The sequence below is a fragment of the Pseudomonas sp. B329 genome, assembly GCF_023127835.1.
Lineage (GTDB): Bacteria > Pseudomonadota > Gammaproteobacteria > Pseudomonadales > Pseudomonadaceae > Aquipseudomonas > Aquipseudomonas synxantha_A.
In genome coordinates this window covers 1-22,752 of sequence record NZ_SPKP01000001.1, presented here as the reverse complement: position 1 = coordinate 22,752, position 22,752 = coordinate 1, and the positions used below count along the sequence as shown (strand labels likewise).

The window sequence follows — 22,752 nt, the reverse complement described above, 5'->3', positions numbered from 1 at the left end:
GTTGTTGGCAGTCATGGCCCGGTAGAATCACCGCCACTTCACAGACCGCACGCCTTGAATCGGGACCCGATACATGTCACTTCGTTTGATCGTCAGCGCCGCCCTGGCCTTGATAGCCAGTACTGCGCAGGCTGATGGCCCTGCTTCGGCGATTTCCTATACCCGCGATATCCAACCGATCTTCACCGAGAAGTGCGTGGCCTGCCATGCCTGCTACGACTCTGCTTGCCAGCTCAACCTTGGCAGCGCAGAGGGCGCGGCCCGCGGCGCGAGCAAGATGCCGGTGTACGATGGCGAGCGTAGCCAGGCCACACCGACTACACGGCTGTTCTATGACGCGTTCGGCAAACAAGCCTGGCAGCAGAAGGGCTTCTATTCGGTACTGGATGCCCAGGGCAGCCAGGCTGCGTTGATGGCACGTATGCTGGAGCTGGGGCATAACGCGCCATTGCCACCCAATGCCAAACTGCCCGACGAGATTGTATTGGGCCTGAACCGCCAAAACATGTGCGCGACGCCCGGCGAATTCAACGCCTATGCCGGCGCCCATCCCAAGGAGGGCATGCCGCTGGCCGTTACCGGCCTGACCGACCAGCAATACCAGACCCTGCAACGCTGGCTGGCCTCCGGTGCGCCGATTGATGAGCAGAGTCTGGCTCCCAGCACCAGGGAAGCCTTGCAGGTGCAGCAATGGGAAACCCTGTTCAACCAGCCGGGCGCCCGGCAAAGCCTGGTGGCGCGCTGGTTGTACGAGCATTTGTTCCTCGCCCACATTTACTTCGAGAACGGCGAGCCGGGGCATTACTTCCAGTGGGTGCGTTCGCGTACGCCGAGCGGGCAGCCGATCGATCTGATCGCGACCCGTCGTCCTAACGATGACCCAGGCACTCAGGTCTATTACCGCCTGTGGCCGGTACAAGGCGTGATCGTGCATAAAACCCACATCACTTACCCGTTCAGCGCGGCGAAAATGGCGCGGATCAAAGACCTCTTCTATTCCGGTGACTGGCAGGTGAGCGCCTTGCCGGGCTACGGACCGGGGCGCCGTGCCAACCCGTTCGAAACCTTCGAAGCCATACCGGCCAAGGCGCGTTATCAGTTCATGTTGGATAACGCCGAATACTTCGTGCGCACCTTCATCCGCGGTCCTGTATGCCGTGGCCAGATCGCCACGGACGTGATCCGTGACAACTTCTGGACACTGTTCCAGAAGCCGGACCATGACCTGTACATCACCGATGCCCGTTACCGCGGCCAGGCCACGCCATTGTTGGCCATGCCTGGGCAAAACGATGATGTGGGCAGTGTGCTGGGCCTGTGGCTGGCCTATCGCGACAAGCGTAATCAGTATGAGGCGTTGCGCCGCGATAGCTACGCAGATGTGCCGCCGCCGAGTTGGTCGAGCTTGTGGGCGGGTAATGACAATGCCTTGCTGACCATCTTTCGCCATTTCGACAGCGCCTCGGTGACCAAGGGCCTGATCGGTGAGGTGCCGCAGACGATGTGGCTGTTCGATTACCCACTGCTGGAGCGCACTTATTACCAGTTGGCAGTCAACTTCGACGTGTTCGGCAATGTGTCGCACCAGGCCCAGACGCGCTTGTACTTCGACCTGATCCGCAACGGCGCCGAACAGAACTTCCTGCGTCTGATGCCGGCCGACACCCGCGAGGACTTCCTTGATGACTGGTACCAGAACAGTGGCAAGCTCAAGTTGTGGCTGGACTATGAAGCCATTGATGACGACAAGCCCACGGGGCTGCATCTGGACGAGAAAGATCCCAAGCGCGATTTTGCCAACCAACTGCTGACGCGTTACGGCGGTTTGAACGTCAGCCCGGACCCGATCAACCGCTGCACCGGGGCCTATTGCTCGCGCACCGGTATCGACCGGGCCTTGCAGGACGCCGAACAGGCGCTTAGCCGCCTGACGTCGCGCCCGGCGGCGGGGCTCAAGGTGATCGACCAGTTGCCCGAAGCCACCATGCTGCGCATCGAAACCCAGAGTGGCCAGCGCGTGGTCTACAGCATGCTGCGTAACCGTGCCCACAGTAACGTGGCTTTCCTGTTGGGTGAGGCTTATCGCTACCAGCCGGGCCTCGACACACTGACCATCTATCCGGGGGTGATGAGCAGTTACCCGAACTTCATGTTCAACATTCCAGCTCAAGAGGTGCCGCAATTCGTCACGCAAATGGAGCAGGCCAAGGATGCCAAGCGGTTTGAGAAAATAGTCGATCGCTGGGGGGTACGCCGCAGTCATCCGCAGTTCTGGCAATACTTCCACGATTTGTCGCGGTACATTCGTGAAACCACGCCAGTGGAAGAGGGTGTATTGGACATGAACCGCTACGAGAATCTATAACTACTGTATTGGTCCGGTCATTTCTCCAAGTGAGCGCTGAAGCAGTCGGATACCTACCTACGGACTGGACAGGGGACACCGATGTTGATTTCAGTGCAGTTTCTACGCGCCTTGGCGGCATGGAGTGTGGTGGGCCACCATTTCATGCAAGGTTTTTTCAACTTTGAAGCCAGCAACGCGCTGGAGTCTCTGTTTGTCGAAAAAGGCGCCATAGGGGTGGATGTGTTCTTTGTCATCAGTGGCTTGGTGATTTACCTGGCGACTGCCGACAAAGCGCTGAACCCCGGGCGTTTCATGCTGATGCGCGTGGCGAGGATTGTTCCGGCGTATTGGTTCTATACCCTGCTCATGATTCTCGTGGTTGCCGTTGTGCCTGCGATCTTTCCAGAGGCTCGGCTCGAACCCGGTCATGTACTCATGTCGATGCTCTTTATACCGGCCCAAAACCCGGGAGGCTTCGGCGTCTACCCACTGCTCGATGTCGGGTGGACACTGAATTTCGAGATGCTGTTTTATTGCCTGTTTGCCTTTGCCTTGCTGGTGCCCGCGGCCTATCGCTTGTGGGTGGTAGCAGCGCTGCTGTATCTGGTGTGCTACATCATCACTCCCGCCGTTGACCTGGCCAGTGGCTTCTACCATGAGGACATTATTTTCGAGTTCCTGATGGGCGTGGTGATCGGCATGCTGTATCGGCGCGGCCTATGCCGGGCCAAGCCGTGGCTGGCATTGTTGGGTATCGCAGCGGCCCTGGTGGCTATTGATCATGGCGCGGACATACCCCGAGCCCTGGAGTGGGGAGTGCCCAGCGCGATAGTGGTCTTCAGTTGCGTGGCACTGGAACCTTACTTCCAGGGCGCGCGCTTGTTGAAGGTGCTCGGGGATTGCTCCTACTCGGTCTATCTACTCCACGTGTTGGTGCTCAGCGCCGGGCGTTGGATCGCCGACCGCACGGGGATCGACCCTTACGCCATATTGCCTGGATGTATCGTCATCATCGGACTGGGCGCATTTGTGAGTTACCAATGGCTGGAGAGGCCTGCCTACCGCATGCTCACACGCTGGTTTGGCGTTGATGCTCCAGCACCCCTTTCGACAGCGCCTCGGTGACCAGGGATCTGGTCGGCGAAGCGCTTTACAAGTGGCCGGTCTCAGGGCTTCAAGTACTTCCAATAGCTTTTGCCATAGTCCATCAATAACTCGGTCCCGGCCGGAATATCCCGCCACGCGACAATGAATACCATGTATTTACCTACGCACAGGGAGCCGACGTTCTCGATACCGACATCGGTAATGCCCGGTACCTTGACCGCATTGATCAGGCTCAGCGTATTACTGTTGCCGTGGCCGCTATCAGCGCCTGCTGCTCGGGGTTGTCGGCGTTGGCGTGAAAGTGTGCCGCTGGCAGGTTGAGCAATTGTTCGAAGGTCATGTGGCGCGATGAGCCTAGTGCCAGCGCTTCGGCCAAAAGGAAACCGCTTCTGAAGTTGACCCAGGCAGTGGTGATGCAAGGCAGGCGTTGGTGATCGATCTGTTTTCAGGGGCAATGGGGCGGTTGTTCGCCATCGGTCAGGGGGATAGGGGGCTTTTCCGACAAAAATGCTCGGACTTTGTACCTGCGTAATAATTTGGCGTAAACTGCCGGCAAGCCTGTGAGGAGTTTCCATGACTGCCATAACCATTACCGACGCCGCCCACGATTACCTGGCTGACCTGCTGTCCAAGCAGAACACCCCGGGTATCGGCATCCGCGTCTTTATCACCCAGCCCGGCACCCAGTACGCCGAGACCTGCATTGCCTACTGCAAGCCTGGTGAAGAGAAGCCTGAAGACACCGCCCTGGGGCTGAAAAGCTTCACCGCGTACATCGATGCCTTCAGCGAAGCTTTCCTTGACGACGCTGTAGTCGACTACGCCACCGATCGCATGGGCGGCCAGTTGACTATCAAGGCGCCCAACGCCAAGGTGCCCAACGTTAACGCCGACAGCCCGGTCAATGAGCGGATCAACTACTACCTGCAAACCGAGATCAACCCGGGGCTGGCCAGCCACGGCGGTCAGGTGAGCCTGATCGACGTAGTGGATGACGGTATCGCGGTATTGAAGTTCGGCGGCGGCTGCCAGGGTTGCGGCCAGGCGGACGTGACTCTGCGCGAGGGCATCGAGCGCACCTTGCTTGAGCGTATTCCTGAGCTCAAGGGTGTGCGCGACGTGACTGATCACACGCAGAAAGAAAACGCCTACTACTGAGTAAGGTGTTCACTGCGAGCTTAAAAGACGGCGCCCCGTGAGCGCCGTTTTTTTATGCTCTAAATTCAGCCAGCTATGATGATTGTCTGATAGTTTGGATTGGCTGTGGTTCAGTCCATATCTTCAAGGACGATAGAGGTGGGCGTGACCTGCGCGGTACAGCGAGGATTCGCCAAAGCTATCATTTGCCAACACCCGCCCGACCACAATCAGCGCCGTACGCCGAAAGCCTTTAGTCGCGACCTTCTGGGCAATATCACTCAACGAACCCACCACCCAATCCTGGTCCGGCCATGTCGCGCGGTGCACCACGGCGATCGGGCAATCTGCACCATAGTGCGGCAGCAGCTCAGCGACGATCCTGTCCAGATGATTGACCCCCAAGTGAATGGCCATTGTCGTGCCGTGCCGGGCCAGGCTGTCGAAGTCCTCACCCGCCGGCATGCTGGTTTTATCCGCATAACGGGTCAGGATCACACTCTGGGCAATGTCCGGCAGGGTCAGTTCGGTTTCCAGCAACGCCGCGCAGGCAGCCACCGCCGTGACCCCGGGAATGATCTGAAAGGGAATGCCCAGCTCGCGCAAGTGACGGATTTGCTCACCAATCGCCCCATACAGGCTCGGGTCGCCGGAGTGCACGCGCGCCACATCCTGGCCTTGCGCATGGGCGGCTTTGATCACGTCGATGATCTGTTCCAGGTGCAGCTCGGCACTGTTGACCACCTGGCGTGCCTGATGACCTTCCAGTACTGCCGCAGGCACCAGCGAGCCAGCGTAGATGATCACCGGGCAGCTGCGGATCAGCCGCTGGCCCTTGACGGTAATCAGTTCCGGGTCGCCGGGGCCTGCGCCGATGAAGTAGACGGTCATGGGGAATTCCTGTTGAAAAAACGGGCGAGCATGAAGATTGCTCATGATCGAGAGCGGCAATTATCGGGATTTTAACCGGCGCAGGCTAATGCAAGGGTGGCCTGGATGGTTTTCTTGCGGGTGATGAGCAGGTGGGCAGGGCCGTGGGCGAGTTGCTCGGCCAAGGCCAATGCGGCACTTTCGGCGATGCCGTAACAGCCGGTATGGCTAAATGCTACGTCTGATTTGTGGCTCAGCCGATGTTCAAAGCCGGCCAGTTGTTCGGCGCTGAAACACTGCAAGGGCAGGCTCAATAATTGGGCCAGGGCCACCAACCCCGGCTCAGCCTGTTTGCGATCAATGCTCGCCAGCGCGGTAATGCGTTGGCGTTCAATGCCGCCTTCAGCGAGGGCGCTATCAAGGAGTTCCAGCAGGGTTCGGACATCACAACCCCGCTGGCAACCCAGGCCGACGACGAGGGTCATGCCGAGTAGTGTTCGTCGCGGTTACGGCGAAACAGCCAGGCACTGATCAGACCAAGGGCCAGCCAGAACGCCACATTGGTCAACTGCGATGCGATCTTGAACTGGGCTTCGAGGGCCTCCGGGGCCAGCATGGAGTGGACTTCCGGCTGCGGAGCGCCAATCACGTGGGGTACGGCGACGATCGCCACGCCCAGCACTTTGAGCAACCAGCCGCGACCGAACACCAGCAAAGCAATGCCAGCAGCGGTAGACGCGGCAGTGCCGATCCACCAGATCTGCCGTTGCGCCAGATCAGCGGCGGCGGTGCCCGGCAGTTCAGGCGGCAGGCCCAAGGTCGGCGCAAGTACGAATGTCGCGTAACCGGCCAGGCCCCACAGTAGCCCTTGAGCTGTACGGGTTGGTGCGCGCAGGGTGTACAGGCCGGCCAGCATCAGCGCAAACCCGACCGCAACGACCAGGTTGCCACCGGTGGTCGACAGCACGCGCTGCCAGCCATCTTCCGGCTCCCAGGCTTCGGCGTCGTGGGTGTGGGCAGCGGTGCCAGCAGCATGTTCATGGGGGACTTCGGCAACAGCTGGAGCCTTTTCAAAGGTCTCCGCCTGCAAAATCAACGGCGCGACCCACAAGCTTTGCAGCAGGGTCAGCAGCAGGGCGGCCAATAAGCCGGTGAACCCTGCGGTTTGGGCAATACGCTTGATCATGTCGGCAGGTCTCAGTGGCACGGGAACGCGGCGCTGTGGCGGGTATCGTGGGCCGCGTTGTGCACGGCTTCGATATGGGAGAAACCGGCGAAATACACTAGGCACGCACCAAGGATTGACGCACCGATGGCGGCGGTCAGGCGTTGGCTCAAGGTGGCAGTGCTGCTGGCGGAGTGCGAAGTGCTGCTGATGATCGACATGGCGCGTCCCTTTCAGGTATCAGGGTGAAACGAGCGCATGAAAACCCCGCGAGCCAGGCACGCAGGGTTCTGAACAGCGCCCGCCCACCGCGGGTTTGTTATCTGATATTTTCGGGCCGGTCTCCGGGCTTGCGAGGGGCGGCTCTTGATAGAGTCCATCCTGACAAGCGTCTCCTTCCCATGCACAGCACAGTGGATTTGACGCTTCGCTCGCTTACCGTTGCGGGGGCAGCACCGGACTGGCCATAAATCTATGACGCACCGGTTTCCCGTTTCACCCTGTGAGGGGCACCCGAAACAAGATGTGTAGGAGAGCATGACGCAGTGATGTGCGTCAAACTGATACGTAGTGACGAACGCAGCTTGCCTGTCGAAACCTTGCCATCTTGTATCAAGCACCGCCGACTGTGTTGTATCTGACCGGACTAATCAGGTGAGTCGGTAATCCAGCAAAATCGCAAAGTGCTCTCCCATATAAGTTGGCTTTGTTAACATGTGCTCGATGTTTTCAATATCAAATCTCCCATCTTCCGCGCCGGGCCGGCCATGGTCACCAATTCCGATATCTAACTCACGAAGTACCCGAGGGTTCTGCAGGAGTATTTTGGCATAGAGGGTTGCCTCGGCGGAAAAAGCTCTGGTGGTTGGTATTTGACCTGCCGCTTCTTTCAATTCGTTAAAGTTTACAAATCGGTCGTTTTCGCCTGCGGCGTACTCACGAAAGTGCTTTTTTATCCCATTTATCAGATCGTCTTGGAAGCAGTGGAGTAGGGGGCCACGTTTGCTGATCCCTTGTTCCACAAGGCTGCTCATAAGCGGCTCTGATCGTTTGAATCGCGGTAAGTTGCCGCGAGCGTTCAGGGCTGCGGGAGGGTTGTCCTGAGAATCCAGCGGCGCACGCCCAACAGCGTCAGCACTGACGGGCTGTTTGTTATTGATTGCACCCGTATTGTTAAAAAGAGCGAGGGGGGTGGGCGCGTTAGAAGTCGATATCAGCATGATTCATTCCTGAAGCCAATGGATTAAAATTCGCCACATTTCAAAAACACTCCGCTAATTGCGAAATGGCAGGAGTCTCTGTATGAAATGAGCACTGCTGCGTGGTGTCGTTCTGCGCGTCCGTTCCGTATTGAATATGACATCATATTGCAGGGCGCTTTTGCGGGATCGGCGCAAGCCTTACAAAGACTGAGTTGGTCAAGGCACAGGCTGGGTAAGTTTATGCTTTAGGCGGCGCGACATTGACCCGCTCCGTTGCACTGCGTAGCCTTGCACCCTCGAGGTTCTTCGGCCCAGGTCGAAGCTAAGAAGGGAACGCGGTTCAAGCCGCGGCTGCCCCCGCAACTGTGAAGGGTTCAGTTGACTGCCACGCCACTGCCGAGACGGCGGGAAGGCGCAGTCAGCGTTGGTCACAAGACCTGCACGCCCCAAGCCAGGAGACCTGCCTCGTCACCGATTTTCCAATTCAACCGGGCGGGGTGATCCGGTGACGAAATCCGCTGCTGCGCGCGCCGCAGGGCCTGTCGTCCCGTATGCCCGCCCCAAAGGGCATCCGATGAAAACACTGGCCAAACTCCCCGTCACCATCGTTACCGGCTTCCTCGGCTCGGGCAAGACCACGTTGCTGCGCCACATGCTCGATAACGCCCAGGGCCGTCGCATAGCCGTGATCGTCAACGAGTTCGGCGAACTGGGCATTGACGGCGAAATCCTCAAGCAATGCTCCATCGGGTGTACCGAAGAAGAAGCCAACGGCCGCGTGTACGAACTGGCCAACGGCTGCCTGTGCTGCACCGTGCAGGAAGAGTTCTTCCCGGTGATGCGCGAACTGGTCGCCCGTCGTGGTGACCTTGACCATATCCTGATCGAAACCTCGGGGCTGGCCTTGCCAAAACCCTTGGTGCAAGCGTTCCAGTGGCCGGAAATCCGCAGCGCCTGCACGGTTGACGCGGTGATCACCGTGGTCGACAGCCCGGCCGTGGCCGCCGGCACTTTCGCTGCGTTCCCGGATCAAGTCGACGCCCAGCGCAAACTGGACCCGAACCTGGACCACGAGTCGCCTTTGCACGAGCTGTTCGCCGACCAACTGGCCAGCGCCGACCTGGTGATCCTCAACAAAGCCGACCTGATCAGCACCGAAGACCTGGCCCGCGTGCGCCTGGAAGTGGCCGAGGAGCTGCCGCCGGCGGTCAAGATCATCGACGCCAGCAGCGGTCGCCTGCCATTGGACGTGCTGATCGGCCTGGGTGCCGGCTCCGAAGAGCATATCGACGCTCGCCACAGCCATCACGATCATCACCATGAAGGCGAAGACGACCACGATCACGATGCTTTCGACTCCATCTCCATCGACCTGCCTCAAGCCGACGAAGCACTGTTGCTGGACGCCCTGACCCAATTGGTGGTGCAACACGGCATTTTGCGCGTCAAAGGCTTTGCTGCTATCCCGAACAAGCCGATGCGCCTGCTGATCCAGGGCGTGGGCACACGCTTTGACAAGCACTTCGACCGTGTCTGGGGTGCCGATGAGGCGCGTATCACGCGCCTGGTGCTGATCGGTCAGGAGCTGGACGCCGCTGGCCTTGAAGCGCAATTGCGCGCTGCCCTCAGCGTTTAACCATGCACCTGCTCAGGACCCAACCCGGTGGTTTCGTCGCGGACGACAATATTGCCGACCTTGGCCAAACCCCCGCCGAGCTGGTGATCCTGTGCAGCGGTGACTCCAGCCTGGCGCTGCTGGCCGAAGCCGCCCAGCAGTTGCCCGAGGATTACCCCAGCCTGCGGCTGGCCAACCCGATGCAGGTGCAGAACCACGCCTCGGTCGACCTGTACGTCGATGAGGTGTTGCGTCACGCCAAGGTCATCCTGATTTCCTTGCATGGCGGCATTGGTTATTGGCGCTACGGCATCGAGCGCCTGGTGGAGTTGGCCGAGCGTGGCGCCACGTTGATCCTGGTGCCGGGGGATGATCGTCCAGATCCGGAACTCAGCGGCCTGAGCACCGTCGCTGCTGAACAGCGCGAGCGTCTGTGGCACTTTTTGCGCCAGGGTGGCCTGGGCAATGCATTGGACTTTTATCACTACCTGGCCAGCGCCCATCTGGGCCGCGACTATGCCTGGGCCGAGCCACAAACCTTGCCGCGTACGGCGATCTATCCCCCGCACAAAGCCAATGCCCGCCTCAATGACTGGCAGGCGGATTGGCGCGCCGACTTCCCCGTGGCCGCGGTGCTGTTCTACCGCTCCCACTTGCAGGCGGCCAATACCGGGTTTATCGATGTGTTCTGCCAGCGCTTGCAGGCAGCGGGCCTGAACCCGTTGCCCATCGCAGTGGCCAGTTTGAAAGAGCCCGGTTGCCTCACGGTGGTCGAGGACCTGTTGGACGACGTGCAAGTCGCGGTGATCCTCAACACCACAGGCTTTGCCCAATCCAGCCCCGAAGCGCCGCATCTGCGACCGTTTCGGCGCAACGTCCCGGTGATCCAGGCGATCTGCGCCCAGGATAACCAGCCCGGCTGGGAGGCCAACGAACAGGGGCTCGGCCCCCGCGACCTGGCCATGCATATTGCCTTGCCCGAGCTGGATGGGCGCATCATCAGCCGGCCGATCAGCTTCAAGGACCTGGCCTGGCGCAGCGAGCGCAGCCAGTCTGACGTGGTGTGCTACCGCGCAGCGCCCGAGCGCATGGATTTTGTCGCTGAACTGGCGCGGCGTTGGGTTGACTTGGCCCGGGTGCCGAATGCCGACAAACGCATCGCCCTGATCCTCGCCAACTACCCGACCCGTGACGGTCGCATCGGTAACGGTGTGGGCCTGGACACGCCAGCAGCGGCGCTGAATATCCTGCGGGCCTTGCAGGTTGAAGGCTATCCGGTGGCGCCGGCGCTTGCGGACAGCGGCACCGCACTGATCCACGAGCTGCTCGGCGGTGTCACCAACGACCTCGACAGCCTCGACCAGCGCCCGTGCCATCAAAGCCTGGGCCTGGCCGAGTACCAGGCGTTGTTCGATCGACTGCCCGAGTCCAATCGCCAGGCCGTGCTGCAACGTTGGGGTGCTCCACAAAACGATCCAATGTTCCGCGACGGCCGCATGATGATCGCCGGCCTGCGCCTGGGCCTGACCTTCGTCGGCATCCAGCCTGCCCGGGGTTACCAGGTGGACGCGAGTGCCGTGTACCACGACCCGGACCTGGTGCCGCCCCATGGGTACCTGGCGTTCTATTTCTGGCTGCGTCACACCTACGGCGCACACGGCGTGATTCATGTGGGCAAGCACGGCAACCTGGAGTGGTTGCCGGGCAAGGGCGTGGGCCTGTCGGAAAACTGCTGGCCGGATGCATTGCTGGGGCCGCTGCCGAACATCTACCCGTTTATCGTCAACGACCCGGGCGAGGGTGCCCAGGCCAAGCGGCGTACCCAGGCCGTGATCATCGACCATCTGATGCCACCGTTGACCCGTGCCGAAACCTACGGCCCGTTGCGTAACCTTGAGTTGTTGGCCGACGAGTATTACGAGGCGCAATTGCTCGACCCGCGCCGCGCCCTTGAGTTGCAAAAAGACATTCTCAAGCTGGTGCGCGAAACCCGCATCGACCAGGAGCTGGAGCTGGACAGCGAGACTGACGCCGACATCTGGTTGCCGCGCCTGGACACCTACCTGTGCGATTTGAAGGAGTCGCAGATCCGCGACGGCCTGCATGTCTTTGGCGAGTCGCCCGAGGGCCGCTTGCGCATCGACACCTTGCTGGCGTTGCTGCGCATTCCGCGTGGCGATGGCCGTGGCCCACAATCGAGCCTGTTGCGGGTGCTGGCCAAGGCCTTCGAACTGGGCTTCGATCCGCTCGATTGCGCCTTGGCCGAACCATGGACGGGGCGGCGCCCCCAGGTACTGCAAAAGATCGACGGGCAGTTGTGGCGCACCGCCGGCGATACCCGCGAACGCCTGGAGCTTTACGCAACGCGCTTGATCGAGCAGGCGCTGGAAGGCCCTGTCGAGCAGTTGGAAGAGCCTGGCTGGGAGGATGTCAAGTCGGTCGTCGAAAGCCTGCGCATCGTGGTGGCACCGCGCCTGGACGCCTGCGGCCCGGCGGAAATGCGCGGCCTGCTCGATGCTTTGAGCGGGCGCTTCGTCCCGGCAGGGCCCAGCGGTGCGCCCAGTCGCGGACGCCTGGATGTGCTGCCGACCGGGCGTAACTTCTTTACCGTGGACGTACGCAACCTGCCAACCACCACAGCCTGGCGCATCGGTTTCCAATCGGCCAACCTGATTCTGGAACGCCATCTACAGGATCACGGCGACCATTTGCGCCAACTCGGCCTGTCGGTATGGGGCACGGCCACCATGCGCACCGGCGGTGATGATATCGCCCAGGCCATGGCGCTGATGGGCGTGCGCCCGGTATGGGCCACCGGCAGCCAGCGGGTCGACGATTTTGAAATCCTGCCGATCAGCCTGCTGGATCGCCCGCGTGTCGACGTGACCCTGCGCGTATCCGGCTTCTTCCGCGATGCCTTCGCCAACCTGATCCGCCTGTTCGACGCAGCGGTGCAGGCGGTGGCGGCCCTGGATGAACCGGACGACATGAACCCGTTGGCCGCCAAGGTGCGCAGCGAGCGCCAGGCGCTGGTTGAGTCGGGCCTGAATGCAGAGGCTGCGGCCAAGCAGGCCGGCTGGCGCATCTTCGGTGCCAAACCGGGCGCCTATGGCGCGGGCGTGCAGGGCGCGGTTGACGGGCGTCTGTGGCAGAGCCGCGAGGACTTGGCCGAGGTCTACCTCAACTGGGGTGGCTATGCCTACGGGGGCTCCGATGAAGGCACCGCCGCCCGCGAGCAGTTTGCCCAGCGCCTGAGCCAAGTGCAGGCGGTGTTGCAGAACCAGGACAACCGCGAGCACGACTTGCTCGATTCCAATGATTACTACCAATTCCAGGGCGGTATGCTCGCCGCCGTGGAAACCCTCAGCGGTGACAAGGCCGCCAGTTATCATGGCGACCACAGTCAGCCGGACTTGCCCAGAATCCGCACCTTGAAGGAAGAGCTGAACCGGGTGATCCGCGCCCGCGCCGCCAACCCCAAGTGGATCGAAGGCGTGAAACGCCATGGCTATAAAGGCGCGTTTGAAATGGCCGCGACCGTGGACAACCTGTTCGCTTTCGACGCCACCACCGCGTTGATCGACGACCATCAATATGCACTGCTCGCCGATGCCTACCTGCTGGACCCTGACACCCGGGCGTTTGTGCAGCAGCACAACCCCGATGCCCTGCGCGACATGACCGAGCGTATGCTCGAAGCCCAGCAGCGGGGCATGTGGCAGGCGCCGGGGGCTTATCGCGAAGCACTGGAAAACCTCTTGCTGGATATAGAAGAAGACAGCTGATGACCGAGATTCCCCATTTTCCGCTGTCCGCCGTGGTCGGTGCTGACGACCTGAAACTGGCGCTGTGCCTGACCGCCATCGACCCCCGCATCGGCGGCGTGCTGATCGAAGGCCCGCGAGGCATGGCCAAGTCGACCCTGGCCCGTGGGCTGGCGGACCTCCTCGCCAGTGGCCAGTTCGTGACTTTGCCCCTGGGCGCGACCGAGGAACGCCTGGTCGGCACGTTGGACCTGGAAGCCGCACTGGGCGAAGGCCGTGCACAATTTTCCCCCGGCGTGTTGGCCAAGGCTGACGGCGGCGTGCTGTATGTGGATGAAGTCAACTTGCTGGCCGACCATTTGGTGGACCTGCTGTTGGACGTGGCCGCCAGCGGCACCAACCTGATCGAGCGCGACGGTATTTCCCATCGGCATTCGGCGCGCTTTGTGCTGATCGGCACCATGAACCCGGAGGAGGGGGAGTTGCGCCCGCAGTTGCTCGACCGCTTTGGTTTCAATGTGGCGCTGAGCGGGCAGACCTTGCCCGCCGAACGTGGGCAGATCATTCGTCGTCGTCTGGATTTCGACAGTGATCCGGCGGCCTTCTGCGCGCAGTGGGCCGCGCCGCAAGCCGAGTTGCGCGAACGCTGCACGCAGGCGCGGGCGCGACTCGACAGCATCGACCTGGACGATCACGCCTTGGCGCAGATTACCGAACGCTGCTTTGCCGCAGGCGTGGACGGTATGCGCGCCGACCTGGTCTGGCTGCGTGGTGCCCGGGCCCATGCGGCGTGGCGAGGCGCGTCAGCCATTGCCGAGCAAGACATCGAAGCGGTGGCCGAGTTTGCCTTGCGCCATCGCCGTCAGCAGCAAACGCCCGCGGCCGCACCGCCGAATCAAGGGCAGTCGTCGAAACCGTCTGAAAGCTCGCCCGGCCAAGGCCAATGGGGCGATATGCCTGCGCCGGCCTTGCCCACGGGCGCCCGCCGCGATGTGCCGGCCTGGCCAAAAAAGCCCTAGGCATTCGCCCCCGACCTGACGCGGGGGCGGATGCCCGGCCCCAGGCGGGGCGACTGGACAACGGCAGGCAGGGCAAGGCGCGCAGCGCACAGAAAGGCAGGATCAATTGGCCGGGTACGTTGCTCGGTGGACGGCCGCAATGCCGTGATGATCTGCTGTTCCACCTGCGTAGCCGTTCGGCGCCGGAACTGTGGTTGGTAATCGTCGATGCCTCGGCGTCCACCCGGCGCCATCGGGCGTTGACCGATGCCAAGGGTTTGTTGGCTCAGCTGTTCGACGACGCTTATCGGCAACGGGCGCGCATGGCGCTGTTGACGGCCAGCGGATCAGCGCCGAAGTGGCAGGTGCAGGGCTTGAAGGCGGCAAAGGGATTGACGGGTTGGCTGGAGCAGTTAGGCGCCGGTGGCGGTACGCCATTGCTCGCCGCCTTGAGCGAGGCCGGGCAGTGGCTCAAAGCGCGGCGCAAGCGTTACCCGGCGCAGCAACAGCGATTGCTGGTGATCACTGATGGTCGGCTCAAAGCCATTGATGGGTTGCCGCCGTTGGAGTGTCCGGGGTTACTGGTAGACATTGAGCGCGGGCCGATCAGGTTGGGACGGGCTCAGGAGTTGGCGATGGGGTTGCAGTTGGATTATCAGCATATCGATGATGTGTAGTGCCTGGGCAATCGACATCGGGAGCAAGCCCCCTCCCACATTTTTCAGTGCGCCGCACTACCTTGTGGAAGGGGGCTTGCCCCCGATGGCTGCCTTGAATACACCGAGGATTTATCAGCCTGCCCCCGGCACATTCGGCCAAAGATCCGCCACCAGAAACAACCGCTCCGCTTCCTCCCAGTCCTCACCGTTCTGCACCATCCGAACCAGTAACTGCGCCGGTGCCATCGGATCCAGGTCCTTCAGCCAGCTTTGCATCTGCGCTTCACTCCACACTTGATCCGCCGTGTAATGCGCAGGTGCCAACCAGGCGTGGCGGGGCAGGGGTTGCCAGTGGCCGGGTGGGCGGGTGCTGACAAAATCCGACCAGTCACGCTGATGCAACCAGCAACCACGCAGATGCTGCGGGTGGGCGCCGATTGGGGGTTGCGCCGTGCCAGGCCAGGGATAGAGCAGATAACCGCCCAGCCACAAATGCGCATCGAACACCTGGATATCCAGCGCCGCCAAGGCGTCGCGGCTCTCGGCCCGCGCAGAAATCGGCAGTTGATGTTCGGCCAGGTGCGCCAGCTTGCGGTCCAGCCGGTCATGGCAGCCCGGCCCGAGCCATAGCGCGGTGTCCTGGCCATTGCCGTCCTGTGGGCCAAGATAGAGTTTGATCGCCAGTTCCAGATGGTGCACGCCATCGCGGTCGCGCAACAGCATGTCCAGTTCGCCCAGGGTATGCCCGGCGCGGCGGATCGGCAGGTTGGCGGCCAGCAATTCCACACCCGGCGCGTGCTGCACGGCAAACTGCCACAGGCGCTCGTAATAGAGGCCCAGGCGCCGTGTGCGCGACAGGCTGAGCCACTGCTGCAGGGCGCTGCTGTCCTGATCAAGCGCACGCAGCCAATGCTCAAGCCGGTGTGGCGCCTGCGCCCAGTCACTGCCGGCCAGCGGGTGGCGCTGCGGCCACGGCGTTTGCGCCAGCATGGGCGGGGCGAGGATCACCCACGCCAGGTCGCGCACCTCGGGGTGGCGCAATTGGCGGGGCAAGTTGTGCAAGTCAGGGAACACGGTCATGGTCCGAGCATAGCCTTTTCAGCCGGGTGAAGGTGCCTGAGAACCATTGTCATCAAGGCGCGGCGGCGACAAAGGATTTTGCCTGACGCGGCCTTTCGCCCATAATCGTTCTTTTTTGCCGCACCCCAAATCCCGCAGGAGCCCCATGGAGCAATTTCGCAATATCGGCATTATCGGTCGCCTGGGCAGTACCCAGGTGTTGGACACCGTCCGCCGGCTGAAGAAGTTTCTGCTCGAGCGCCACCTGCATGTGATCCTCGAAGACACCATCGCCGAAATCCTCCCGGGCCACGGCCTGCAGACCTCGTCGCGCAAGATGCTCGGCGAGGTCTGCGACATGGTCATCGTGGTCGGCGGCGATGGCAGCCTGCTCGGCGCCGCCCGGGCGCTGGCGCGGCATAACGTGCCGGTGCTGGGGATCAACCGCGGCAGCCTGGGGTTTCTGACCGACATCCGCCCCGATGAGCTGGAAGTCGAAGTGGCCAAGGTGCTCGACGGCCATTACCTGGTGGAAAACCGCTTCCTGCTGCAAGCCGAAGTGCGCCGCCATGGCGAGGCGATCGGCCAGGGCGATGCCCTCAACGATGTGGTGCTGCACCCGGGCAAATCCACGCGGATGATCGAGTTCGAGCTGTATATCGACGGCCAGTTCGTGTGCAGCCAGAAGGCCGACGGCCTGATTGTCGCCACGCCTACCGGCTCCACCGCGTATGCGCTATCGGCCGGTGGCCCGATCATGCATCCCAAGCTCGATGCCATTGTGATCGTGCCGATGTACCCCCATATGTTGTCCAGCAGACCGATTGTGGTCGATGGCAACAGCGAGCTGAAAATCGTGGTGTCCAAAGACATGCAGATCTACCCGCAAGTCTCCTGCGACGGGCAGAACCATTTCACCTGCGCCCCCGGTGACACCATCACCGTGAGCAAGAAGGCACAGAAGTTGCGCTTGATCCACCCGCTGGATCACAACTACTACGAAGTGTGCCGTACCAAGTTGGGCTGGGGCAGCCGCTTGGGGGGTGGGGGCGACTGATGCTCGATCCCGCGCGTAGCTACGACCTGATTGGTGACGTGCACGGTTGCGCTCATACCCTTGAGCACTTGCTCGACCAATTGGGTTACCACAAGCAGGGCGGCACCTGGCGCCATCCGTCGCGCATGGCGGTGTTCCTGGGCGATATCATCGACCGTGGCCCACGCATCCGCGAGGCGCTGCATATCGTCCATGATATGACCGAGGCCGGCCAGGCGCTGTGCATCATGGGCAACCATGAGTTCAATGCGCTGGGCTGGACCACCCCGGCACCACCCGGCAGCGGCAGGCAGTTCGTGCGCGAGCACAACCCACGTCATGCGCGGTTGATCCAAGAGACCCTGACCCAGTTCGAGCACCACCCGGCCGACTGGCACGACTTCCTCGGCTGGTTCTACGACATGCCGCTGTTTGTCGATGCCGGGCGTTTTCGCGTGGTGCACGCGTGCTGGGATGAAGGCTTCATCCAGCCATTGCGCGCCACCTTCCCGGATGGCTGCATCGACCAGCACTTCCTGCAAGCCGCCGCCGTACCGGGCAGCTTCGCCTGCAACGCCTTCGATCGGCTGTTGCGCGGCACCGATATGCGCCTGCCCGACGGTCTGACCCTGACCGGCGGCGATGGCTTGACGCGGTCGTTCTTCCGCACCAAGTTCTGGGAAGATGACCCCAAGACCTACGGTGACATCGTGTTCCAGCCCGACGCTTTGCCAGAGCCGGTGGCGCGCACGCCGTTGTCGTCCACCGAAAAGAATTCCCTGCTGCGCTACGGCGTCGACGAGCCGTTGTTGTTCGTCGGCCATTACTGGCGCAGTGGCAAACCGGCGCCGATCCGCCCGAACCTGGCCTGCCTGGACTACAGCGCGGTGCTGTACGGCAAGCTGGTGGCGTATCGACTCGACCAGGAAACCCAACTGGATCCGCGTAAATTTGTATGGGTCGACGTTGAGCGACCCGAGGCCATTCCATGAGTACCGTAGCCGTATTGCGCTTGCCCCTGAGTGTCGACCTGGGTGGTTTCGTCAAGTTGCTGCAACGCATGCAGGTGCCCCATCGCGTCAGTGAAGAGGCGGGTGAGCAAGTGTTGTGGGTGCCTGAAACCATCAGCGATGACGTGCGCGTGTTGTATCAACGCTTTCCTGCCGGCGACCCGGACCAGCAGCTGGATATTCCTGAACAGGCGCCAGTTGCACGGCCAGGTTTCGTCCAGCAGCTGCGTCATAGCCCTGTCACGGCGCTGGTGCTGTTGGCCAGCCTGATTATCGGCGCCGTGACCCTGCTTGGTGAAAACCTGCAAGCCATGGCCTGGCTGACGTTCCTGCCGTTCCGGGTGCTGGGCGAGTACATCCAGTTCACGCCGTTGGCCGACACGCTCGCTTCAGGGCAGTGGTGGCGATTGGTCACGCCGATGCTGATCCACTTCGGCATCCTGCACCTGGCCATGAACGGCATGTGGTACTGGGAGTTGGGCCGGCGCATCGAAGCGCGCCAGGGCAGTATCAACTTGCTGGGGCTGACCCTGTTGTTCAGCCTGGTCTCCAACTACGCGCAATACGCTTATGGCGGCCCTGGCCTGTTCGGTGGCTTGTCCGGTGTGTTGTATGGCCTGCTCGGGCATTGCTGGATCTTTCAACTATTGTCACCCAACCCAGCCTATCGCCTGCCCCGTGGGGTGCTGGTGATGATGCTGGTGTGGCTGCTGCTCTGCCTGTCGGGGCTGGTCTCGATGATCGGCTTCGGCCAAATCGCCAACGCGGCCCATGTCGGCGGCCTGGTTATCGGTTGCCTCACCGGTTTGCTCGGCGGGCTGTACAACCGTCGCAAATCGTCTATTTGATAAGGAAGAGCCGAATGTCCTCTTTTGCTGAAATGATCGAAAACATCACCCCCGATATCTACGAAAGCCTCAAGCTCGCCGTGGAAATCGGCAAATGGTCCGATGGCCGCAAGCTCACCGCCGAACAGCGCGAATTGTCCCTGCAAGCGATGATCGCCTGGGAGATCCAGAACCTGCCCGAAGAGCAGCGTACCGGCTATATGGGCCCGCAGGAATGCGCGTCCAAGTCGGAGCCGGTGGCGAACATCCTGTTCAAGTCGGATGCGATCCATTGATTGAAATTGGTCGCGGTGCAGTCAGCAAAATGTCGGCGCAACTTGGTGAGCCGACTGTTCAATATGCGTTTCGCCTGGGCGATGTCGAGGTGCCGGTCAATCCGATGATCGGCACCCATGTGCGCCTGGAGTACCTGGGTGCCATTCATTGCAGCCATTGCGGGCGCAAGACCAAGACCAGCTTCAGTCAAGGGTATTGCTACCCGTGCATGACCAAGCTGGCCCAGTGTGACCTGTGCATCATGAGCCCCGAGCGTTGCCATTACGACGCCGGCACCTGCCGTGATCCGGGCTGGGGCGAAAAATTCTGCATGACCGACCATGTGGTGTACCTGGCCAATTCGTCGGGGGTCAAGGTCGGCATCACGCGTGCCACCCAGCTGCCCACCCGCTGGCTGGACCAGGGTGCCAGCCAGGCATTGCCGATCATGCGCGTGTCGACTCGCCAGCAGTCCGGCTTCGTCGAAGACCTGTTCCGCAGCCAGGTGGCCGACAAGACCAACTGGCGCGCCTTGCTCAAGGGCGACGCGCAATCGGTGGACCTCAAGCAGGTGCGCGATGAGCTGTTCGCCTCCTGCGCCGAAGGCTTGCTGGGTTTGCAGGAACGCTTTGGCCTGCAAGCCATCCAAACCATTGCCGACATCGAGCCGATTGAAATCCGCTACCCGGTCGAGCAGTATCCGACCAAGATCGTCAGCTTCAACCTGGACAAGAACCCGATTGCCGAAGGCACGCTGCTGGGGATCAAGGGCCAATACCTGATCTTCGATACCGGCGTCATCAATATTCGTAAATACACGGCCTACCAGCTCGCCGTGCATCAGTAGAAGGATCCCAAGCATGCGCACCGAACAACCGAAGATGATTTACCTTAAGGACTATCAGGCGCCGGACTACCTGATCGACGAGACGCACCTGACCTTCGAGTTGTTCGAGGACCACAGCCTGGTCCACGCGCAGCTGGTGATGCGCCGCAACCCCGAGCGCGGCGCCGGTTTGCCGCCCTTGGTACTCGACGGCCAGCAACTTGAACTGTTGAGCGTCAACCTGGCCGACCAGCCGCTGACGGACGCTGACTACCAGTTGACCGACAGCCACCTGACCGTGCAGCCAAAGAGTGAGACCTTCACCCTCGACACCACGGTCAAGATCCATCCGGAAACCAACACTGCCCTGGAAGGTTTGTACAAATCCAGCGGTATGTTCTGCACCCAGTGCGAGGCCGAGGGCTTTCGCAAGATCACTTACTACCTCGACCGCCCGGACGTAATGAGCGTGTTCACCACCACGGTGATCGCCGAGCAGCACAGCTACCCGGTGCTGTTGTCCAACGGCAATCCGATTGCCAGTGGCCCTGGCGAAGACGGCCGGCACTGGGCGACCTGGGAAGATCCGTTCAAGAAGCCGGCGTACCTGTTTGCGCTGGTGGCCGGTGACCTGTGGTGCGTCGAAGACAGCTTCACCACCATGACCCATCGCGAAGTCGCGTTGCGCATCTACGTCGAGCCGGAAAACATCGACAAGTGCCAGCACGCCATGACCAGCCTGAAGAAATCCATGCGCTGGGACGAAGAAACCTACGGCCGCGAGTACGACCTGGATATCTTCATGATCGTGGCGGTCAACGATTTCAACATGGGCGCCATGGAGAACAAGGGCCTCAATATCTTCAACTCCAGCGCCGTGCTGGCCCGCGCCGAAACCGCTACCGACGCCGCCCACCAGCGCGTCGAAGCCATCGTCGCCCACGAATACTTCCACAACTGGTCGGGCAACCGCGTGACCTGCCGCGACTGGTTCCAGTTGTCGCTCAAGGAAGGCTTCACCGTGTTCCGTGATTCGGGCTTCTCCGCCGACATGAACTCGGCCACGGTCAAGCGCATTCAGGATGTGGCCTATCTGCGTACGCACCAGTTCGCCGAAGACGCTGGCCCTATGGCCCACGCGGTGCGCCCGGACAGCTTTATCGAGATCTCCAACTTCTACACCCTGACCGTTTACGAAAAGGGCTCGGAAGTAGTCGGCATGATCCACACCTTGCTCGGCGCCGAAGGCTTCCGCAAAGGCAGTGACCTGTACTTCGAACGCCATGACGGTCAGGCCGTGACCTGCGACGACTTTATCAAGGCCATGGAAGACGCCAATGGCGCCGACCTCAGCCAGTTCAAACGCTGGTACAGCCAGGCGGGTACGCCACGCTTGGCGGTGAGCGAGTCCTACGACGCGGCGGCCAGGACCTACAGCCTGACCTTCCGCCAGAGCTGCCCGCCAACGCCGGACAAGGTCGAAAAACTGCCGTTCGTGATCCCGGTGGAATTGGGCCTGCTGGACGGGCAGGGCGCCGCAATCAACTTGCGCCTGGCCGGTGAGGCTACAGCTGCAGGCACCTCACGAGTGATCTCGGTGACTGAAGCCGAGCAGACGTTCACCTTCGTCGATGTCGCTGAAAAGCCGTTGCCTTCGCTGTTGCGTGGGTTTTCGGCGCCGGTGAAATTGAGCTTCCCGTATAACCGCGATCAGTTGATGTTCCTGATGCAGCACGACAGCGACGGCTTCAACCGCTGGGATGCCGGCCAGCAGCTGTCGGTGCAGGTGTTGCAGGAACTGATCGCCCAGCATCAGGCAGGCCAGCCGCTGAAGCTGGACCAGCGCCTGATCGATGCGCTGCGCACGGTATTGAGCGACGAAAGTCTCGACCAGGCCATGGTCGCGGAAATGCTCTCGCTGCCAAGTGAAGCCTACCTGACGGAAATCAGCGAAGTGGCGGATGTGGATGCGATCCACGCGGCCCGTGAATATGCCCGCAAGCAACTGGCCGAGAACCTGTTCGAAGGCTTGTGGCTGCGCTACCAGGCCAATCGTGAGCTGTCCAAGCAAACGCCGTACGTGGCAGAGGCCGAGCACTTTGCCCGCCGTGCCTTGCAGAACATCGCGTTGTCGTACCTGATGCTCAGCGGCAAGCCAGAAGTATTGGCGGCCACCCTGGATCAGTTCGACACCAGCGATAACATGACCGAACGCCTGACGGCCCTTGCGGTGCTGGTGAACTCGCCGTTCGAAGCGGAAAAGGCCCAGGCGCTGGCGGTGTTTGCCGAGAACTTCAAGGACAACCCGTTGGTAATGGACCAGTGGTTCAGTGTTCAGGCCGGCAGCACGTTGCCGGGCGGGCTGGCGCGGGTCAAGGCGTTGATGGGACACCCGGCGTTCACCATCAAGAACCCGAACAAGGTGCGCGCCTTGATCGGCGCATTCGCCGGCCAGAATCTGGTCAACTTCCATGCGGCGGATGGCTCGGGTTATCGCTTCCTGGCGGATCTGGTGATCGAGCTCAACACCTTGAACCCGCAGATCGCCTCGCGCCAACTGGCGCCGCTGACGCGCTGGCGCAAGTATGACAGCGCACGCCAGGCGCTGATGAAGGCGCAGCTGGAGCGCATTCTTGCGTGTGGCGAGCTGTCCAGCGATGTGTATGAGGTGGTCAGCAAGAGCCTGGCGTAACGTTTTCTGCCTGATGTTCCGGGGGCAAAATGTGGGGCTTGCTCGCGAAGGCGGCCAGGCAGCCGACACAGTTATACCGAGTACATATCCATTGCTGCGGTAACGGCTGATATTGGTTCCGCTTTTACAGCGGGTCACTTTTGGAAAAGAGCCCGGAATGCC

Annotated in this window: 19 protein-coding genes and 2 riboswitches; of the genes, 13 read left to right on the top strand and 6 right to left on the bottom strand. The window is 61.4% G+C overall.

Annotated features, from left to right (window positions below):
* The first annotated feature begins 73 nt into the window (after nucleotides 1-73).
* The 3 genes from E4P00_RS00095 to nfuA all read left to right on the top strand — a co-directional run bounded on the left by E4P00_RS00095 (nucleotide 74) and on the right by nfuA (nucleotide 4,612).
* Nucleotides 74-2,365: a fatty acid cis/trans isomerase gene (locus E4P00_RS00095; RefSeq protein ID WP_248130462.1), complete on the top strand. Its 2,292-nt coding sequence runs from the start codon at nucleotides 74-76 to the stop codon at nucleotides 2,363-2,365.
* A gap of 81 nt (nucleotides 2,366-2,446) precedes the next feature.
* Nucleotides 2,447-3,472, top strand: a complete 1,026-nt coding sequence (locus E4P00_RS00090; protein ID WP_078821509.1) for an acyltransferase — start codon at nucleotides 2,447-2,449, stop codon at nucleotides 3,470-3,472.
* 555 nt (nucleotides 3,473-4,027) lie between these two features.
* Nucleotides 4,028-4,612: a Fe-S biogenesis protein NfuA gene (gene nfuA / locus E4P00_RS00085; protein WP_003190728.1), complete on the top strand. Its 585-nt coding sequence runs from the start codon at nucleotides 4,028-4,030 to the stop codon at nucleotides 4,610-4,612.
* 123 nt (nucleotides 4,613-4,735) lie between these two features.
* On the opposite strand, the gene cobM is transcribed toward nfuA, so the two are convergent.
* The 5 genes from cobM to E4P00_RS00060 all read right to left on the bottom strand — a co-directional run bounded on the left by cobM (nucleotide 4,736) and on the right by E4P00_RS00060 (nucleotide 7,846).
* The gene (cobM, locus tag E4P00_RS00080; protein ID WP_078821508.1) at nucleotides 4,736-5,482 is read right to left on the bottom strand and encodes a precorrin-4 C(11)-methyltransferase; all 747 of its coding nucleotides are present in this window, start codon (nucleotides 5,480-5,482) and stop codon (nucleotides 4,736-4,738) included.
* A 71-nt stretch (nucleotides 5,483-5,553) separates the two neighbouring features.
* On the bottom strand, nucleotides 5,554-5,946 hold the full coding sequence (locus E4P00_RS00075; protein ID WP_032875943.1) for a cobalamin biosynthesis protein: 393 nt from the start codon (nucleotides 5,944-5,946) through the stop codon (nucleotides 5,554-5,556).
* Entirely contained in the window at nucleotides 5,943-6,647 is a 705-nt protein-coding gene (locus E4P00_RS00070; RefSeq protein WP_032875940.1) for a CbtA family protein, read from the bottom strand. Before E4P00_RS00070 ends, E4P00_RS00075 begins: the two co-directional genes overlap by 4 nt.
* A gap of 11 nt (nucleotides 6,648-6,658) precedes the next feature.
* Nucleotides 6,659-6,847, bottom strand: coding sequence for a CbtB-domain containing protein (locus E4P00_RS00065; protein ID WP_032875937.1), 189 nt, complete (start codon nucleotides 6,845-6,847; stop codon nucleotides 6,659-6,661).
* A 96-nt stretch (nucleotides 6,848-6,943) separates the two neighbouring features.
* Nucleotides 6,944-7,158: riboswitch (cobalamin riboswitch) on the bottom strand.
* A gap of 118 nt (nucleotides 7,159-7,276) precedes the next feature.
* The gene (locus E4P00_RS00060) at nucleotides 7,277-7,846 is read right to left on the bottom strand and encodes a hypothetical protein (protein WP_179119832.1); all 570 of its coding nucleotides are present in this window, start codon (nucleotides 7,844-7,846) and stop codon (nucleotides 7,277-7,279) included.
* Nucleotides 7,847-8,110: 264 nt separating this feature from the next.
* A riboswitch (cobalamin riboswitch) is annotated at nucleotides 8,111-8,311 on the top strand.
* Between the two features lie 91 nt (nucleotides 8,312-8,402).
* Here E4P00_RS00060 and cobW point away from each other — a divergent pair.
* The 4 genes from cobW to E4P00_RS00040 are packed head-to-tail and all read left to right on the top strand — an operon-like array spanning nucleotide 8,403 to nucleotide 14,882.
* A complete protein-coding gene (cobW, locus tag E4P00_RS00055) occupies nucleotides 8,403-9,464 on the top strand; it encodes a cobalamin biosynthesis protein CobW (RefSeq protein ID WP_282443147.1) in 1,062 nt (353 codons plus the stop codon).
* A 2-nt stretch (nucleotides 9,465-9,466) separates the two neighbouring features.
* Nucleotides 9,467-13,228 carry a cobaltochelatase subunit CobN gene (cobN, locus tag E4P00_RS00050; protein WP_248130460.1) on the top strand — a complete coding sequence of 1,254 codons (3,762 nt, stop codon included), beginning with the start codon at nucleotides 9,467-9,469 and terminating at the stop codon, nucleotides 13,226-13,228.
* Nucleotides 13,228-14,226, top strand: a complete 999-nt coding sequence (locus E4P00_RS00045) for an AAA family ATPase (protein ID WP_078821506.1) — start codon at nucleotides 13,228-13,230, stop codon at nucleotides 14,224-14,226. The genes cobN and E4P00_RS00045 overlap by 1 nt, the downstream gene beginning before the upstream one ends.
* A 53-nt stretch (nucleotides 14,227-14,279) precedes the next feature.
* Nucleotides 14,280-14,882 (top strand): VWA domain-containing protein, encoded by a 603-nt coding sequence (locus E4P00_RS00040; protein ID WP_032880973.1) that lies wholly within the window; start codon nucleotides 14,280-14,282, stop codon nucleotides 14,880-14,882.
* A gap of 114 nt (nucleotides 14,883-14,996) precedes the next feature.
* Here the strand turns inward: E4P00_RS00040 and E4P00_RS00035 are convergent, their stop codons facing one another.
* Nucleotides 14,997-15,944, bottom strand: a complete 948-nt coding sequence (locus E4P00_RS00035) for a DUF1853 family protein (protein ID WP_078821505.1) — start codon at nucleotides 15,942-15,944, stop codon at nucleotides 14,997-14,999.
* A 145-nt stretch (nucleotides 15,945-16,089) separates the two neighbouring features.
* Between E4P00_RS00035 and E4P00_RS00030 the strand changes: the two genes are divergently transcribed.
* From E4P00_RS00030 to pepN, 6 genes are read left to right on the top strand one after another with little or no spacing between them, the layout of a single operon-like run.
* Entirely contained in the window at nucleotides 16,090-16,980 is an 891-nt protein-coding gene (locus E4P00_RS00030) for an NAD(+) kinase (protein WP_003217892.1), read from the top strand.
* A complete protein-coding gene (locus E4P00_RS00025) occupies nucleotides 16,977-17,951 on the top strand; it encodes a metallophosphoesterase (protein WP_164699547.1) in 975 nt (324 codons plus the stop codon). Before E4P00_RS00030 ends, E4P00_RS00025 begins: the two co-directional genes overlap by 4 nt.
* Complete coding sequence (locus tag E4P00_RS00020) at nucleotides 17,948-18,817, top strand: rhomboid family intramembrane serine protease (protein ID WP_248130459.1); 870 nt, start codon at nucleotides 17,948-17,950, stop codon at nucleotides 18,815-18,817. Before E4P00_RS00025 ends, E4P00_RS00020 begins: the two co-directional genes overlap by 4 nt.
* Before the next feature lie 14 nt (nucleotides 18,818-18,831).
* Nucleotides 18,832-19,092: a DUF1315 family protein gene (locus E4P00_RS00015; protein WP_005788688.1), complete on the top strand. Its 261-nt coding sequence runs from the start codon at nucleotides 18,832-18,834 to the stop codon at nucleotides 19,090-19,092.
* On the top strand, nucleotides 19,089-19,919 hold the full coding sequence (locus E4P00_RS00010) for a DUF2797 domain-containing protein (protein ID WP_005788687.1): 831 nt from the start codon (nucleotides 19,089-19,091) through the stop codon (nucleotides 19,917-19,919). Before E4P00_RS00015 ends, E4P00_RS00010 begins: the two co-directional genes overlap by 4 nt.
* Nucleotides 19,920-19,932: 13 nt before the next feature.
* On the top strand, nucleotides 19,933-22,590 hold the full coding sequence (pepN, locus tag E4P00_RS00005) for an aminopeptidase N (protein WP_078821504.1): 2,658 nt from the start codon (nucleotides 19,933-19,935) through the stop codon (nucleotides 22,588-22,590).
* Nucleotides 22,591-22,752: the final 162 nt, after the last annotated feature.